The sequence below is a fragment of the Herpetosiphonaceae bacterium genome (assembly GCA_036374795.1).
GTDB lineage: Bacteria > Chloroflexota > Chloroflexia > Chloroflexales > Kallotenuaceae > LB3-1.
This window is the reverse complement of record DASUTC010000003.1, coordinates 25,068-39,883: the sequence shown is the minus strand read 5'-3', so window position 1 is coordinate 39,883 and position 14,816 is coordinate 25,068. Positions and strand designations below refer to the sequence as shown.

The following is a 14,816-nucleotide window of genomic DNA, read 5'->3' as shown; positions in this document are numbered from 1 at the left end:
CACATAAGATTCGGCGGGTGGTCCCGCCGAATGAGCTTACGCGCCGTACGGCAGAACTTTCTTCTTGATGCGCTTGGCGACGGTCTTATCCGTTACCAGCATGCGGTCGAGCTGCTGCTTGACGCGCGTCGAGCGGCGGCGGCGGAAGTGGCTCTTCATGCCCTTGGGATGCATGAGCTTGCCCGCGCCGTTCACTTTGAAGCGCTTCTGAGCGCCCTTGTGTGTTTTGAGCTTTGGCATACGAATACAGTATCCTTATTCGGATGATTCGGTTGATTGCTCAAGGCCACCTGACGTTGCTTTCTCGCTGCGTGGCTTCGCGGCTACCTTGCTGGGCTGCGGAGCGATAATCATCGTCATGATTCTGCCTTCGGACGTGGGCCGCACTTCAACCACCGCAACGTCACGCAGGTTCTCGGCGATCTGCTCCAGCATTTGCACGCCGATGTCCTGGTGCGCCAACTGCCGCCCACGGAAGCGCATGTTAAATTTCACCTTGTGGCCTTCGCCCAGAAACTGGCGGGCACGGTTACTCTTCACTTCGATATCGTGAGCATCGGTGATCGGGCTGAGCTGCATCTCTTTGACTTCAATCACCTTTTGGTTCTTACGAGCCTCACGCGCTTTCTTGTTCTGCTCGTACAGAAACTTCCCGTAGTCCATCAGGCGGCATACGGGCGGATCGGCATTGGGTGCAACTTCCACTAAGTCCAGGCCACGATCTTCGGCCATCATCAGCGCTTCTTGCGTGTTGATGACGCCGACCTGCTGGCCTTCTTCGTCGATCAGACGGACCTGTGGGACGCGGATGCGCCGGTTGATGCGGGCTTTTTGGTTCCTTATGGCAGTTTCTCCTGAGCTTGGTGTATGGACAAAAGGAAATCCCTCCAGCCAGTCCACATGGCAGGGGGACTATTGAGTGCTTAATATAGCACGAAGATTCGTGATCGTCAACCGGAATCGCCTGCTGTTAACGATAGCTAAGCCCGGCCTCCGGTACTCTTCGTAGGTCGCATCAGGCGCGCGACTGATTGACTTTTATGTTCTTAATCGGTACTCTTAAGTTCACTAAAAACGTGGCGCATTTCACAAACTTCTGAGGCACATATGAGTCAGCTTGTAGCGGCTATCGATCTGGAGCACGACCTTCACGCAATCGATCGTGCTATGCTCGAAAAGTTCGAGTCACGCTCGGCATTACTTAATGTCGCAAGCCGCTACTTGCTGTCTTCGGGCGGTAAGCGTGTTCGCGCCGCGCTGACTCTGCTCTGCGCGCGTCTCGGCCCCGACTACAACGAGGCGCGAGTCTACAACGTCGCCACGGCTATCGAGATGATCCACGCGGCCAGCCTGGTCCACGACGATCTGGTCGACGAGGCCGATGTCCGCCGTGGCCGCGTGACAGTCCACAGCAAGTGGGGCGGCAACGTCTCGCTGATGGTCGGCGACTATCTCTTTGCGCTCGCGGCAGGCCAGATGGCAGAGGCATCCGATCCGCGCATCATCAAGAGCTTCGCGCGCGGTGTGGAGCGCATCTGCGAGGCCGAGCTATCGCCCGTCACCGATGTCGAGCCGCTTCAAACGGCGCTCGACCAGTACTACGCCAAGATCGGCGGCAAGACCGCGGCGCTCTTCGAGTGCGCCGCCGAAGGCGGCATTCTCGCCAGTGGCGGCAGGCACGAGTACGTCGAGACGCTGCGGCTGTTCGGCTACGAGATCGGGCTGGCCTTCCAGATCGTCGATGACGTGCTCGATTTCACCGCCGACGAGCAGACGCTCGGCAAGCCCGCTGGACACGACCTCAAAGAAGGCACGATCACGCTGCCGGTGCTCTACGCCATCACGCAGGGCGCGCATGAGGTGGTGCGCGAGGCGGCCATGAGCTACCACCCTAGCCCGGAGCTGGTCGCCGCCGCCGTGGCCGAGGTCCGGCGCGTCTGCGCTACCAAACGCGCCTTCACCGATGCCGAGCAACTGGTCCACAAGGCGATCCAGCGCCTCGACATCTTCCCCGACTCACCGGTCAGAGATGGTCTGATCGATCTGGCTGAGCTGGTGCTGCGGCGCAAGATGTAGCACGCGCTGTCCCAAGACAAAAAGCGTAGCCAAGACAAAACGGGACGTTGCATCAAACGTCCCGTTTGCGATTCGCGTATCGCGCTGCCTGGATCGAGCCGCAGAACGCGCCAGATCACTCCTCGACCTGAACCTCAAGCCGGTCGCGCAGCCAGGCCGCCAGCGTATCGCGATTGGCCTCGGAGCGCTGCACCGCTTGCAGTTGGCTGGCGATCGCTTCGGCCAGCGCCTCGGTGACAGCAACATCGTTGACATCTAAAAAGCGCAGCACGGCCAGCAGCGCCGTGATCTCGTTACCTTCGACGAAGGGACGATTCTTGAGCAGTTGGAAGCCAAGCACCGCCGCCTTGCTCGCAAGATCGACATAGACTTCCTCGCCGAACAGCACCTGCTGCGGCGCGTTCACGGCGCTCAATAGCTTATCCTGGCTTTTGATGCCCAACCGCCCGCCATAGCGCTCGATCGCGAAGGTATGCAGGTCGAGGATGTCGTCACGTAGCAGATAGTTCATAACCACAACTTTCAATACCGGGTGCTGTCCGCCTACAGTCCCAGCATCCGTTTAAACGTCTTATCGTACTGATCCGTCACGCTCTTGGCCCACTCGCGCAGCTTGGGATCGGTCGGGCGGCGCAGCAGCACCTCGCGCTCGGTAAAGACCAGCTCCACCGTCTCGGCATCTTCCAGACCAACCGCCTTGAGCCAGCCCTGCACCACGGTCGGCAGGTTTTCACGCTCGATAACTAATGCTTTCGGCATAGCTGTAGACCATCCATCCCCAGCACCGGCATAGCTGAGCTATGCCTGCGCCTCGGATGCCTGGTGCTCCTCCATTTCAATACGTCGCAAATGCGGAAACAGAATCACTTCGCGGATCGTTTCCTGTCCGGTAAACAACATCACCAGCCGATCGATGCCCAGGCCCAGGCCACCCGTCGGCGGCATGCCCGTCATCAAGGCGTTCAAAAAGTCCATATCCATCTGCATCGCCTCGTCGTCGCCAGCGGCATACGCGCGGCCCTGCTCGACGAAACGCTGCTCCTGATCGAGCGGATCGTTCAGCTCGGTGAAGGCGTTGCCGAGTTCGGCACCAAACATCAGCGGCTGGAAGCGCTCGACAAAGGCCGGATCGTCGGGCTTGCGCTTCGCCAGCGGCGACAATGGCTGCGGATAGTCGATGATGAAATGCGGGCTGATCACCTTGGGCCGCACATACTCCTTGAACAGCTCATCGACCAGCTTGGCCCAGGTTGGCTTGCGATCGACCTGGAGCTTTTGCGCCTTGATCTCGGCGACCAGGCTCTCCAGCGTCGTGGTCGCGGCGATGTCGATGCCGGTCTGCTCCAGAATCGCGTCGCGCATCGTGACGCGCGGCCACGGCGGCGTGACATCGACCGTCTGCCCGGCGAATGTCAGCGCGGTGCTGCCGGTGATCTCGCGCGCGGCATACGCGATCAGCTCCTCGGTCAGCGCCATCATGTCGTTATAATCGCCGTAGGCCTGATAGCACTCCAGGATCGTAAACTCCGGGTTGTGGAAGCGATCGACGCCCTCGTTGCGAAACGCCTTGCCGATCTCATAGACACGATCGAAGCCGCCGACGATCAGCCGCTTGAGATACAGCTCCGGCGCAATCCGCAGATACAGGTCTTGATGCAGTTGATTATGATGCGTCGTAAACGGACGCGCCGCCGCGCCGCCGTAGATCGGCTGCAAGACCGGCGTTTCCACCTCCAAAAAGCCGCGCTCGTCCAGAAAGCGCCGGATCGATGAGATCAGCCTGGCCCGTACGCGAAACGTCTCGCGCACGTCCTCGTTGACGATCAGATCGACGTAGCGCTGGCGCAGCCGGGTTTCAACATCGCTCAGGCCCGCGTGCTTTTCCGGCAGCGGATTCAGCGCTTTCGTCAGCATGCGCCACTGCTGCACAAAGATGCTCGGCTCGCCCGTCTTGGTGCGAAACGCATAGCCGCGCACGCCGATAATATCGCCCAGATCGGTCGTATCGGCAAAGAGCTTATAGTCATCCGCCCCCAGGTCCTTTTTGCTAAGAAAGATCTGGATACGCCCCTGATCGTCGGCGATATGCGCGAACGACGAGCCGCCCATGACGCGCCGGAGCATGACCCGGCCAGCCAGCGCGACCGGCTCCTGCGTCTCGGCCAGTCTGTCAAAATCGGCGAGAACCTGCCGCGTCGTGTACGTTCGCTCGACTCGCGGAGGGAACGGATCCACGCCCGCAGCGCGCAGCCGCTCAAGCTTATTCAGCCGCGTCTGCTGTAAATCGTTCAACTCCATAGCTACTCCAACTGCCAAGGTCTGCGCTGTCGGATAAAAGAAAAAGAACAAAGGTTGTAGCTCATCGCCAGCCTTTGTTCTCTTTCAAAATGCTCTATTCCGGCGCAGCTACTTAATCTTCACAATCGTTAATTTATACGCCCCACCAGGGGTTTCAACGGTCACTTTTTGGCGCGCATGTTTCCCAAGCAACGCCTTACCCACCGGCGATTCGTTGCTGATCTTGCCCATAGCAGGTTTCGCTTCGGATGAGCCAACAATCGTGTAGGTGATTTCTTCACCATCTTCCTCACGCACTGTCACCGTCGAGCCGATCCGAACTTCTTTGCTGCCATTGCTGTCTTCAATAAGCTGAGCATTATTCAGCATGTAATTTAGCTCGCGGATGCGGCCTTCATTAAATGCTTGTTCGTTCTTCGCGGCTTCGTACTCGGCGTTTTCCGAAAGATCGCCCAGGTCTTTCGCCTGTTTGATACGTTCAGCGATTTCAGGCCGCCTGACTTCAATCAGGTTTTTCAACTCTTCCTGAAGCTTGGCATAGCCTTCACGTGTGAGATACACGGGCTTTTCGGTCATGAGTTATCCTCGGTGGGGAAAATTGAAAAACTGAGAGCCGTAACCCCCAGTTGGACTCTGCTGCACTGCCCCCAGATGTGCGCACAAACGGCAGGGGATGCCTGCCGTGTTGCTATTATACGGCATCGATCTCGGTTTGTCCACTAGTTAAACGGTCCATGTGTGGGCGAGTCTGACGGGCTAGGTTGCCGCTGGCGCTCCCTCATCCTCCGGCAGCGGCGGCGGATTAAGGATGCCCTGGATCGTGGTCCAGAGCGGGCTTTGCATCATGCGTACCTGATCGAAGCGCCCAAGATACGACTCTTCCGCCAGTGATCGGTGCAGTTGCGCCAGCCGATCGCGGCCCTGAGCGGCGTCGCGAAACGCCTGGTGCCGCAGCAGCAGCGAGATCTCGTTGCTGGGCGAGATGCGCCGATGATAGACCCGGTGCGGCACGCGCACCTCAAGGCCGAGCATGTCGCAGCGCCGGATCAGCTCCTCGTCGATCTTGATGCGATAGTCCAGCCCCGGATAGGACTTTTGCCCGTAGATGTCGCGGTAGTACGCCGACGGCATGCGCGCGATATAGCTCAGCATATCGTCGATCCGCTCGCGGTGGCGCTCGTTGGGAATGCCCAGGTAATCCCAGACCACAAAGTCCGCGCCCGTCGCGGCGATTTTGTTGAGCGTGCGCGACAGGTGGTTGGTCGAGTCGGTGACGTAGGGCACGATCGGCAGGAGCGCAAAGCCCACCGGAATCCCCGCCCGATGGAGCATCTGCGCCGCGTCCAGCCGCAGCGTCGGCGAGGGCGCGCGGCCTTCCAGCTTCTCGCTCAGCGCGTGGTCGGCGGTCGGCAGCGTAAAGATCACCACGCACATCGCCCGCTCGTGGATCACTTCGAGCAGGCGCAGATCGTCGAGCACCTGCGGGCTTTTCGTGAGGATCACCGTGGGCTGACCAAGCTGTGCCAGCACTTGAAGCGTCTGGCGCGTCAGGCGATGCTCGCGCTCCGCTGGCTGATACGGATCGCTGAGGATCAGCCCCACCACATCGCCCGGATCGACCTCTTCCAGCTCGCGGTCGAGACGCGCGGGCACGTCCATGTAGGCATGCACGGCCTCGCCGAGCGGGCGGATCGAGCTGATCGCCAGATCGCAGTACTGGCAGGCAAACTCACAGCCGCCATAGGTGCCGAGCAGGTAGTTGGACAAGAAGAGCTCGTTTGCCATCGGGCGACGCTGGCTCAGCGCCGCGCCGGGCAGCCGCTCCTCAACATAGGTTGTCATAGCCGCTCCGTCCTTGTTTTGGAGAGCAGATCCAGCATCGCGCCGTGGATCGCGCCGTTGGTCGCGACCATGTCCGGCGTCCACGGGCTGTACGCGCCGCCGGTTGTAGCGCTGATCGTGCCGCCCGCCATCCGCACGATCAGCGCGCCCGCCGCGCTATCCCACGGGCTGAGATACAGCTCCCAGTATCCGTCGCTACGGCCTGCCGCAACCGAGCACAGATCGAGCGCCGCCGAGCCCATGCAGCGGATGCTCTGGCACTCCATCATGAGCGCCTGCATCTCCGGCAGATTGGTAGGCCCGCCCGACCAGCGATCGTAGGCAAAGCCGGTCGAAAGCTGGGCATGGCGCAGCGAAGCGACGGACGATACGCGGATAGGCTGGCCGTCGAGCAGCGCCGCGCCGTCGGCGGTGGCCGTGAAGCACTCGTCGTGAGTGGGATCGTAGACCACGCCAAGTTGAAGCACGCCATCGACCATCAGCGCGATCGACACGGCGAAAAACGGCACGCCGTGGGCGTAGTTATTGGTGCCGTCGAGCGGATCGACCAGCCAGACGTAGCGCGAGTGCTGCTCGCGTCCGCCGCCCTCCTCGGTGACGATCTGATGATCGGGAAAGCGCTCGGCGATGCGCGCGACGATCAGCCGCTCGCTCTCCAGGTCCATATCCGTGACCAGCTCGGTTCGATTCTTATAATCCAGGCGGCGCTGGCCGCGAAAGCCGGAGCGCAGGATCGCGCCGGCCTCACGGGCGACCGCAGTTGTAAATTCAAGCATGAGATCTATCGGTCTATTTCAAAGGATCGCTTTGTCTACGCAGGCATTGTACCAGCAAACGGGCATCACACCGATCACGCGCGATTTGCACATTTAGGCTACATTGAGCGATACTATAGCGCTCCCCCGGCACGACTCTTGGCATTGTTTCAAGGCCTGCGTTACCCGGAGCATTCAGGCTGAGGAACTTTTCGATCAAAAGTCGCGTCTTTGAATCAATCGACACACTCCAAGGAGGACAACATGCGCAAACTAGCCATTGGCTTGCTTCTGCTCTCACTCACTGCGTGCGGCGCGGCAGGCCCATCCACCGGCAGCGACTCGACCGGATCGGCTCCGGCCTCGACGATGCCCTCACCTTCTGCATCGGCTGCATCCGGCGACAGCTCGGTATCCGGCAGCCCCGGAACCGACCTGATGGGCAGCCTGGGAGAGCTGGAAAAGAACGTGATCACCGCTCTATCGACTGAAATCAACAAGCCCGCAGATAGTCTCACACTTCAGAACAAAGAAGAGGTTGAGTGGTCGAATGGCGCGCTGGGCTGCCCCAAGCCGGATATGATGTACACCGAAATGATTGTGCCGGGCTACAAGCTGACCTACAGCGACGGCACGCAGACCTACGAGGTGCATACCGACCGCACCGGCCAGCAGGCGATCTGGTGCGACAAGGGCGATCCCAAGCCGCTCGGCGGGTAGCGCGACGACAGGCCGCGTTTGGGGAAGCTCCAACAATTCCTCTCTCGTGCAACATCGCGGACGCTGTTTCGCCCACATGCGTCTTGATCCGGCACAAGCGCCGGAACGGTTATTGATGGACTGGAAGCAACTGCTTCCAGTTCTTTTGTTTCAGGAGCACAACGATGAGCCAGCATAATCAGCCGGTTGTGGTACTCGCCCGGCAGCAGCTTGCGGACACACTCGGCTGCGACGCACAGGCGGTTCAGATCGTCGACGTGGAAGAGATGGAGTGGAGCGATAGCTCGCTTGGCTGTCCGCAGCCGGGCATGATGTACATGCAGGTGATCACGCCGGGCTACCGCGTGACGCTGGAGCACAGCGGCCAGCGCTACATCTTCCACACCGATCTCGCGCATCGGGCGATCCGCTGCGATCCATCGGGGCGGCGTGCCTCCGACATGGTCCGCTAAGGCTTTGCAGAGTAACGCAGTACGCGGGACGAGCCTTCGGCAGAGCGGCAGCGCGCATCCTGGCGACTCAGCCTCCCAGGATGCGGCTCGTTCCTGCTATGCGCGATTCTGCGCCTCGGAGAACGCCAGCACATAGCCGTTGCAATCCTTGAAGGCAAATTCCTCGGTGCCGTAGAACGTCGTATGCCGCTCGGCGACGATCTCGACCTGATCCTTGAGCTGTCGGTACAGCTCGTCCAGGCCCTCCACCTCGATATAGAACGTCTGCGACGCGCCGATCGGCGCATCTGCCAGCGCTGGCACCTCCCCGCCCAGGCTGGCGCGCGCCTGGAACATCAACTGCACGCCGTCGCGCTGGACCATTGCCCAATCGAACTGGCCGGTTTCCGGCACGCTTGCCAGGCGCTCGAAGCCAAGGAGCCGCGTGTAAAATTCGAGCGTCCGGTTGACATCCTCGACCATCAGATTGGGCGTAAGCTTGTTCAACGTCGCCATCTTCGCACCTCATTCCTGTATGAACCATCCAAGGCAGGTCGTTTCCAAAGGATGGAGCAGTTCCAGGGTTCTCCCCCGAACGGCCTTACGGCAATCTACAGCTCAAAGCCAATCGCGCGCAGCAGCGCCAGCGCGATGATCGCATGTCCGGCGCTGTTAGGATGAATCTGATCATCTGCCCAATCTTCGGGCGTGCTGTGGGCCAGCGCCGCGTCGAAAGCAGCCTGCGTGCGCACCAGCACGGCGGCGTACTGGTCGGCGAGACGGCCAACGACCTCGCCATAGCCATCCATCTGGCGGCGCATCGGCACGCTGCGGTCAGCCTCGATCATGTACGGCTCCATCAGGATCAGCCGCGCGCCGGTTGCCGCCCGTGTGCGATCGAGCAGATCGCGGAGGATCGCCTCGTACTCCGGCAGCGGCACCGCCTCGTGAGGATGCAGGCCAAACGAGCGCCACACATCGTTGATCCCGATCATCAGCACCAGCCAGTCGGGACGCTCGGCCAGCACATCGCGCTCCCAGCGATCGGCGAGATGGCGTGTCGTATCGCCCCCCACGCCGTGATTGACGAAGCGCAGCGCCAGATCGGGATAGCGCGCCAGCAGCAGGCTGCGCACCTGATTGACGTAGCCTGTGCCGTAGGGCGAGCCCACGCCGCGCCGCCCGGCGTCGGTGATGCTGTCGCCGATAAAGACGATCTTCTGATGTTGTTGGAAGAGCAAGCTACCACCTTCCTGCTAATGCACGGTTATGCGCCGAGCGCCGCTGCCAGCTTGGGCAGCGATACATCGTTGCGATACGAGATCGAGCGATGATCGTCGTCGAACTCCTGGTGCTCAAAGGCTACTCCCGCCGCCTTCAGCCGCCGGGCAAGAATCCGCGCGCCGTAGTGCAAATTGTACTCATCGCGCGTGCCACAGTCGAAGAAGAGCAGCCTGAGCTGGCGCAGATTGTCGGCGTAGCGCGCGACCAGCTCGACCGGATCGTGCTCCAGCCAGCGCGCCCACACGTCGGGCCGTAGCTCGCCGGTATAGAGATCGATCGGGAAATCGATCGGCAGACCGGGGGCTTCGGGATTGGGCGAGTAGCAGGCGGCCATCGCCAGCACATTCAGCGCGCCGATGTCGGAGCCGCTTTTCTTGGCCTTGGCGAAAAACTCATCCAGAAATGCCTGCGGATCGTAACTGTTGCGGGCGATGCGGTTGAGAAACTTGGGCAGATCGGGCTTATAGACCAGCTCGAAGTACATATCGCCGCTGTGACACGCGACCGCGCCGAAGACATCGGGGCGGCGCATCCCGTGGATCAGCGCGCCGTAGCCGCCGCTGCTCTTGCCCATCACGCCGCGATGCTGCGGACCCGGCAGCGTGCGGTAGCGCGCGTCCACAAGCGGCACCAGCTCATCCAGCAGATGATCGGCGTAGCGCCCGGTGGCGGCGGAGTTGAGATACTGCGAGCCGCCGTAGCGCGTCGCACAATCGGGCAGCGCCATGATCATCTCGCCCATGCCCCTGGCGATGAGCAGATCGAGCTGCTGCTGAATCGTCGGCGTCCACAGATTATCGTTGAGCAACATCTGGCCCCGCCCGGTAAACCCGGCCAGCATCCAGACCACGGGATAGCGCCGATCGGGCGCTGTGTCGTAGCTGGGCGGCAGATAGATCGGCAGCGTGCGGACGTGCGGATCGCCGAGCGGGTTGTCGGCAAGCGCATCGCTGCTGATCGTCTCGAACACAATCCGGCTGGTCATGCTCACACCTCGCTTTGAACCAGGCCGATTGTAGCAGAAAGCGCCCAATCGCGGACAGCCAGCCGCGACACCGAGCGATGCGATCGTCCGAGCAGCGCTCATGCACGATACGAGCGAGCAAAACTGCCGATTGACGACGCCTGCGACGAATGGTACACTGCCTACCAATCGAATAAAACCTCATCCAGAGGGGCGGAGGGACCGGCCCGACGAAGCCCCGGCAACCCGGAACGATAGAATCTCTGTCGTTGAGTGGGTGCCAATTCCGGCAGACCTGGTCTGGCAGATGAGGAGGTGCTGGATGCCTCTCACGAGCGTGAGAGGTTTTTTAGTGCAGCTAGTGCGCTATCAAGGAACAGTGTTACCTGTGCTTGATCGATCCTTAGACAGGGCAAGCGTTGGGGGCACCCATCCCGGCCTGACGGCGCGCCACGAGGCTATGAGCACTACCTGGACGTTCACGGAGCCACAGGCGACCGTCGCGATTACCAGCCAGCGCGTGATCCGCGACGGCGCGCCGATCCTGTTCGCGACTCATGCGATCGAAGATGGGACCTGGCTGTTTCTCGACGCGCGGCTGATCGATGCCGAGGATGAAATCACCGTCGAGCTTGGCACGCTCGCGCGGCACGATCCGACGATTCTGGACCTGGCGCGGCTGCCGCTGGGCTGGCACGCCCGCCGCCGCTCCGTGGCAGAGCCGTGGATCAGCTATCCGGGCTGCGGCTCGTAGCATCGAAGCCGATAGGCTGAACTATTCGCAACACAGCGAACATCAAGAGGACCAAGCATGACACATACACGGACATCGCCATATCTCGAAGCGCTGCGCCAGCGGGTGCTGGTCTACGATGGCGCGATGGGCACCAGTCTCGATCTGTATCCGCTGACGGCGGAGGACTTCGGCGGCGAGCGCTACAACGGCGCGCGCGACTACCTGGCATGGACGCGGCCCGACATCATTCGCCAGATTCACACCTCGTTCATGGAGGCGGGCTGTGACGTGCTCGAAACCAACACGTTCCAGTCTACCCGCATGCGCCTCGAAGAGTGGGGCCTGGCCGAGCAGACCCACGAGCTGAACGTCAACGCGGCGCGTCTGGCGCGCTCGGTGGCCGACGAGTACGCGGCCAAAGACGGGCGCAGGCGCTTCGTGGCCGGCTCGATCGGGCCGACCGGTAAGCTGCCCTCCTCGGATGATCCCGCGCTGTCGGATGTGACCTTCGGGCAGCTCTCGGATACCTTCTACGAGCAGGCGGTCGCGCTGATCGAAGGCGGCGTGGATGTGCTGCTGATCGAGACGAGCGTGGATATTCTGGAGGTCAAGGCCGCGCTGGACGGCATTCGTCGCGCCAAAGAGACGCTTGAGCGCCACGATGTGGCCGTGCAGGCGCAGGTCTTCCTCGATGTCTCAGGTCGCATGCTGCTCGGCACCGATATTCCGGCGATGATCGCCACGCTTGAGGCGATGAACGCGGATGTGATCGGCCTGAACTGCTCGACCGGCCCTGAGCATATGCGCGACGCGATCCGCTACCTGTGTCAGCACTCGCGGCTGCCGATCTCGTGCATTCCCAACGCCGGCCTGCCGATCGAAGTGAATGGCGAGACGGTCTTCCCGATGGAGCCGGAGCCGTTCGCCCGCATCCTGGGCGAGTTCGTCCGCGAGTACGGCGTGGCGGTCGTCGGCGGATGCTGCGGCACGCGACCAGCGCATATCGCCAGGCTGCGCGAGGTGGTGGGCCACGACACGCCGCCCAAGCAGCGCGAGATCGAGTACATGCCGAGCGTCTCGTCGGGCATTCGGGCCGTAGCGCTGGTGCAGGAGCCCGCGCCGCTGATGATCGGCGAGCGCGTCAACACGCTGGGATCGCGCAAGGTCAAGCGGCTGCTGCTCAACGACGACTACGATGGCGTGATGGAGGTTGCCCGCGAGCAGATGGACTCCGGATCGCATGTGCTCGATGTGTGCGTGGCGATGACCGAGCGCGGCGACGAGAAGGAGCAGATGGTCAGGCTGCTCAAGAAGCTGACGATGAACATCGAGCTGCCGCTGGTGATCGACACGACCGAGGCGGATGTGCTGGAGGCCGCGCTGCAAATGTACCCGGGCCGCGCGATCGTCAACTCCGTCTCGCTGGAAGGCGGTCGCGGCGAGAAGATCGACCGGGTGCTGCCGCTGGTGGCGCGCTACGGCGCGGCGACGGTGGCGATGACGATCGACGAGGAGAGCATGGCGCATACCGCCGAGAAGAAGTTGGCGATTGCCGAGCGTATCGCGCAGATCGCCAACGACGAGTTCGGCGTGCCCAGCGAGGCGCTGATCTTCGACGTGCTGACCTTCCCGATCACCACCGGCCAGGAGGAGCTGCGCCGCGCGGCGATCGAGACGATCGAGGGCATTCGGCTGGTCAAGGCGCAGATCCCCGGCTGCTTCACGACGCTGGGCGTCTCCAACCTGAGCTTCGGCGTCGCGCCGCACGCGCGCGGCGCGCTCAACTCGGTCTTTCTGTATCATGCGGTCAAAGCCGGCCTCGACTCGGCGATCATCAATCCGGCGCACGTCACGCCCTACGCCGACATTCCGGCGGAGCAGCGCAAGGTCTGCGAAGATCTGATCTTCAATAGCGACGACCAGGCGCTGGCGCGCTTCATCCAGTTCTATGAGGAAAATCAGGCGGCGGAGCAGGACGAAAAGGCCGATCCGACCGAGGGCCTGACCGTCGATCAGCGCATCCACTGGAAGATCGTCCATCGCAAGAAAGAGGCGATCGACAGCGACATCGACGCGACGCTTCAGACGCGCATGGAGACGGGCCTGCCGCGTGGCGATGCGGCGGTGGCGATCCTCAACGACGTGCTGCTGCCAGCGATGAAAGAGGTCGGCGATAAGTTCGGCGCGGGCGAGCTGATCCTGCCGTTCGTGCTTCAGTCGGCGGAGGTGATGAAGAAGGCCGTCGCGCATCTTGAGCAGTATCTCGATAAGCAGCAGGGCACGACCAAAGGCAAGGTTGTGCTGGCGACGGTCTACGGCGACGTTCACGACATCGGCAAGAACCTGGTCAACACGATCCTGTCGAACAACGGCTATACGGTCTATGACCTGGGCAAGCAGGTGCCGCTCAACACGATCATCGAGAAGGCGATCGAGGTCGACGCCGACGCGATCGGCCTGAGCGCGCTGCTGGTCAGCACCTCGAAGCAGATGCCGCTGTGCGTGCAGGAATTGCACCGGCGCGGCCTGAACTTCCCGGTGATCGTCGGCGGCGCTGCGATCAACCGCCAGTACGGCCAGCGCATCCTGTTCGTCGGCGATGAGGAGCCATACGATTCGGGCGTTTTCTACTGCAAGGATGCGTTCGAGGGCCTCGAAACCGTCGATAAGCTGGTCGATCCCAATCGCCGCGAGACGTTCGTCCACCAGACGATCGCCGCGGCGACCCAGGCGCTGCGCGAGCCGGAGCGAGGCCGCACGGTGCTCGAAAAGCTCGGCAAAGAAAAGAACGTCGCCAAGATCCGCTCCAATGTCCGCGCCGACATCGACATTCCGACGCCGCCCTTCTGGGGCGCGCAGGCGACGACGCGCATTCGGCTGGAGGATGTCTGGCAGCACATGGATCTTAACACGCTCTTCCGGCTCCAGTGGGGCGCGAAGAACGCTAAGGGCGACGAGTACCGGCGGCTGCTTGACAGCGAGTTCATGCCCCGGCTGCGCGAGCTACAGCGCGATGCTCAGGAGCGCGGCTGGCTCAAGCCCGCCGTGACCTACGGCTTCTTCCCGGTGCAATCCGACGGCAACGATCTGATCATCTATGATCCGGCGCTGTGGGCACAGGCCAAGGGCACGCTCAAGCCGGAGTTTCTGCGTGAGCTACAGCGCTTTGCCTTTCCGCGACAGCCGGAGCGCGAGCGGCTGTGCCTGGCCGATTACTTCGCCAGCGTCGAGAGCGGGCGGGTCGATGTGGCGGCCTTCCAGGTGGTGACAATGGGCCAGGTTGCGACCGAGTACGTGGACGCGCTCCAGGCTGCGGGCGACTACAGCCGCTCGTACTTCGTGCATGGCCTGGGTGTTACTGCTGCCGAGGGCCTGGCCGAGTACACCAATCAGGTCATCCGCAAGGGCCTGGGCCTGAGCGACGATCCCAAGCGCGGCAAGCGCTACTCCTGGGGCTATCCCGCGATCCCGGATCTGGAGCAGCACGCGCAGGTCTGGCAGCTTCTCCCGGCTGAGACGATCGGCGCGACGCTGACCGAGTCGTTCCAGATCGTGCCGGAGCAGAGCACCGCCGCGATCGTGGTGCATCATCCGCAGGCGACGTACTTCTCGATCGGCGGCGGTATCCGTGAGCGGGCCGAGCAGGACGTAGCGCAGGCGTTGGGATAAGACCATATCGGGTTGTTATCACCGTACGATCCAGGGCACGC

16 protein-coding genes and 1 riboswitch are annotated in these 14,816 nt (G+C 62.0%); of the genes, 5 read left to right on the top strand and 11 right to left on the bottom strand.

The genetic code is table 11. The features are described 5' to 3' along the window. Positions 1-36: 36 nt before the first annotated feature. Together rpmI and infC are read right to left on the bottom strand one after the other, a co-directional pair. Positions 37-240 carry a 50S ribosomal protein L35 gene (gene rpmI, locus VFZ66_00315; protein HEX6287595.1) on the bottom strand — a complete coding sequence of 68 codons (204 nt, stop codon included), beginning with the start codon at positions 238-240 and terminating at the stop codon, positions 37-39. A 15-nt stretch (positions 241-255) separates the two neighbouring features. Next, positions 256-900, bottom strand: coding sequence for a translation initiation factor IF-3 (gene infC, locus VFZ66_00310; protein HEX6287594.1), 645 nt, complete (start codon positions 898-900; stop codon positions 256-258). A gap of 207 nt (positions 901-1,107) precedes the next feature. Here infC and VFZ66_00305 point away from each other — a divergent pair, with 207 nt between their 5' ends. Continuing rightward, positions 1,108-2,076 (top strand): polyprenyl synthetase family protein, encoded by a 969-nt coding sequence (locus VFZ66_00305; GenBank protein ID HEX6287593.1) that lies wholly within the window; start codon positions 1,108-1,110, stop codon positions 2,074-2,076. 115 nt (positions 2,077-2,191) lie between these two features. Here the strand turns inward: VFZ66_00305 and VFZ66_00300 are convergent, their stop codons facing one another. The 6 genes from VFZ66_00300 to VFZ66_00275 form a co-directional block, all read right to left on the bottom strand. Beyond that, the gene (locus tag VFZ66_00300) at positions 2,192-2,587 is read right to left on the bottom strand and encodes a type II toxin-antitoxin system death-on-curing family toxin (protein ID HEX6287592.1); all 396 of its coding nucleotides are present in this window, start codon (positions 2,585-2,587) and stop codon (positions 2,192-2,194) included. A gap of 32 nt (positions 2,588-2,619) precedes the next feature. Next, a complete protein-coding gene (locus tag VFZ66_00295; protein HEX6287591.1) occupies positions 2,620-2,835 on the bottom strand; it encodes a hypothetical protein in 216 nt (71 codons plus the stop codon). 39 nt (positions 2,836-2,874) lie between these two features. Beyond that, entirely contained in the window at positions 2,875-4,374 is a 1,500-nt protein-coding gene (gene lysS / locus VFZ66_00290; protein ID HEX6287590.1) for a lysine--tRNA ligase, read from the bottom strand. Between the two features lie 108 nt (positions 4,375-4,482). Further along, on the bottom strand, positions 4,483-4,950 hold the full coding sequence (gene greA / locus VFZ66_00285; protein HEX6287589.1) for a transcription elongation factor GreA: 468 nt from the start codon (positions 4,948-4,950) through the stop codon (positions 4,483-4,485). 180 nt (positions 4,951-5,130) lie between these two features. Continuing rightward, positions 5,131-6,216 (bottom strand): radical SAM protein, encoded by a 1,086-nt coding sequence (locus VFZ66_00280; GenBank protein HEX6287588.1) that lies wholly within the window; start codon positions 6,214-6,216, stop codon positions 5,131-5,133. Continuing rightward, a complete protein-coding gene (locus tag VFZ66_00275; protein ID HEX6287587.1) occupies positions 6,213-6,992 on the bottom strand; it encodes an inositol monophosphatase family protein in 780 nt (259 codons plus the stop codon). Before VFZ66_00275 ends, VFZ66_00280 begins: the two co-directional genes overlap by 4 nt. A 243-nt stretch (positions 6,993-7,235) precedes the next feature. Here VFZ66_00275 and VFZ66_00270 point away from each other — a divergent pair, with 243 nt between their 5' ends. Next, positions 7,236-7,691, top strand: a complete 456-nt coding sequence (locus VFZ66_00270) for a hypothetical protein (protein HEX6287586.1) — start codon at positions 7,236-7,238, stop codon at positions 7,689-7,691. Positions 7,692-7,855: 164 nt separating this feature from the next. Next, positions 7,856-8,143 carry a hypothetical protein gene (locus VFZ66_00265; protein HEX6287585.1) on the top strand — a complete coding sequence of 96 codons (288 nt, stop codon included), beginning with the start codon at positions 7,856-7,858 and terminating at the stop codon, positions 8,141-8,143. 96 nt (positions 8,144-8,239) lie between these two features. Here VFZ66_00265 and VFZ66_00260 read toward each other — a convergent pair whose 3' ends face one another. The 3 genes from VFZ66_00260 to VFZ66_00250 form a co-directional block, all read right to left on the bottom strand. Beyond that, complete coding sequence (locus VFZ66_00260; GenBank protein HEX6287584.1) at positions 8,240-8,638, bottom strand: VOC family protein; 399 nt, start codon at positions 8,636-8,638, stop codon at positions 8,240-8,242. Between the two features lie 95 nt (positions 8,639-8,733). Further along, positions 8,734-9,363: an SGNH/GDSL hydrolase family protein gene (locus VFZ66_00255; GenBank protein ID HEX6287583.1), complete on the bottom strand. Its 630-nt coding sequence runs from the start codon at positions 9,361-9,363 to the stop codon at positions 8,734-8,736. A gap of 26 nt (positions 9,364-9,389) precedes the next feature. Then, on the bottom strand, positions 9,390-10,391 hold the full coding sequence (locus VFZ66_00250; protein HEX6287582.1) for an alpha/beta hydrolase-fold protein: 1,002 nt from the start codon (positions 10,389-10,391) through the stop codon (positions 9,390-9,392). Positions 10,392-10,568: 177 nt separating this feature from the next. After that, a riboswitch (SAM riboswitch) is annotated at positions 10,569-10,684 on the top strand. Between the two features lie 146 nt (positions 10,685-10,830). Here VFZ66_00250 and VFZ66_00245 point away from each other — a divergent pair. Both VFZ66_00245 and metH read left to right on the top strand, forming a co-directional pair. After that, positions 10,831-11,124, top strand: coding sequence for a hypothetical protein (locus tag VFZ66_00245; protein ID HEX6287581.1), 294 nt, complete (start codon positions 10,831-10,833; stop codon positions 11,122-11,124). A gap of 57 nt (positions 11,125-11,181) precedes the next feature. After that, complete coding sequence (gene metH, locus VFZ66_00240) at positions 11,182-14,775, top strand: methionine synthase (GenBank protein HEX6287580.1); 3,594 nt, start codon at positions 11,182-11,184, stop codon at positions 14,773-14,775. Positions 14,776-14,816: the final 41 nt, after the last annotated feature.

What these genes read in the sequence shown, in the direction of transcription:
- rpmI (HEX6287595.1), bottom strand. Translation starts at nt 240, where the DNA reads ATGCCAAAGCTCAAAACACACAAGGGCGCTCAGAAGCGCTTCAAAGTG.
- VFZ66_00305 (HEX6287593.1), top strand. Translation starts at nt 1,108, where the DNA reads ATGAGTCAGCTTGTAGCGGCTATCGATCTGGAGCACGACCTTCACGCA.
- VFZ66_00300 (HEX6287592.1), bottom strand. Translation starts at nt 2,587, where the DNA reads ATGAACTATCTGCTACGTGACGACATCCTCGACCTGCATACCTTCGCG.
- VFZ66_00295 (HEX6287591.1), bottom strand. Translation starts at nt 2,835, where the DNA reads ATGCCGAAAGCATTAGTTATCGAGCGTGAAAACCTGCCGACCGTGGTG.
- lysS (HEX6287590.1), bottom strand. Translation starts at nt 4,374, where the DNA reads ATGGAGTTGAACGATTTACAGCAGACGCGGCTGAATAAGCTTGAGCGG.
- greA (HEX6287589.1), bottom strand. Translation starts at nt 4,950, where the DNA reads ATGACCGAAAAGCCCGTGTATCTCACACGTGAAGGCTATGCCAAGCTT.
- VFZ66_00280 (HEX6287588.1), bottom strand. Translation starts at nt 6,216, where the DNA reads ATGACAACCTATGTTGAGGAGCGGCTGCCCGGCGCGGCGCTGAGCCAG.
- VFZ66_00275 (HEX6287587.1), bottom strand. Translation starts at nt 6,992, where the DNA reads ATGCTTGAATTTACAACTGCGGTCGCCCGTGAGGCCGGCGCGATCCTG.
- VFZ66_00270 (HEX6287586.1), top strand. Translation starts at nt 7,236, where the DNA reads ATGCGCAAACTAGCCATTGGCTTGCTTCTGCTCTCACTCACTGCGTGC.
- VFZ66_00265 (HEX6287585.1), top strand. Translation starts at nt 7,856, where the DNA reads ATGAGCCAGCATAATCAGCCGGTTGTGGTACTCGCCCGGCAGCAGCTT.
- VFZ66_00260 (HEX6287584.1), bottom strand. Translation starts at nt 8,638, where the DNA reads ATGGCGACGTTGAACAAGCTTACGCCCAATCTGATGGTCGAGGATGTC.
- VFZ66_00250 (HEX6287582.1), bottom strand. Translation starts at nt 10,391, where the DNA reads ATGACCAGCCGGATTGTGTTCGAGACGATCAGCAGCGATGCGCTTGCC.
- VFZ66_00245 (HEX6287581.1), top strand. Translation starts at nt 10,831, where the DNA reads ATGAGCACTACCTGGACGTTCACGGAGCCACAGGCGACCGTCGCGATT.
- metH (HEX6287580.1), top strand. Translation starts at nt 11,182, where the DNA reads ATGACACATACACGGACATCGCCATATCTCGAAGCGCTGCGCCAGCGG.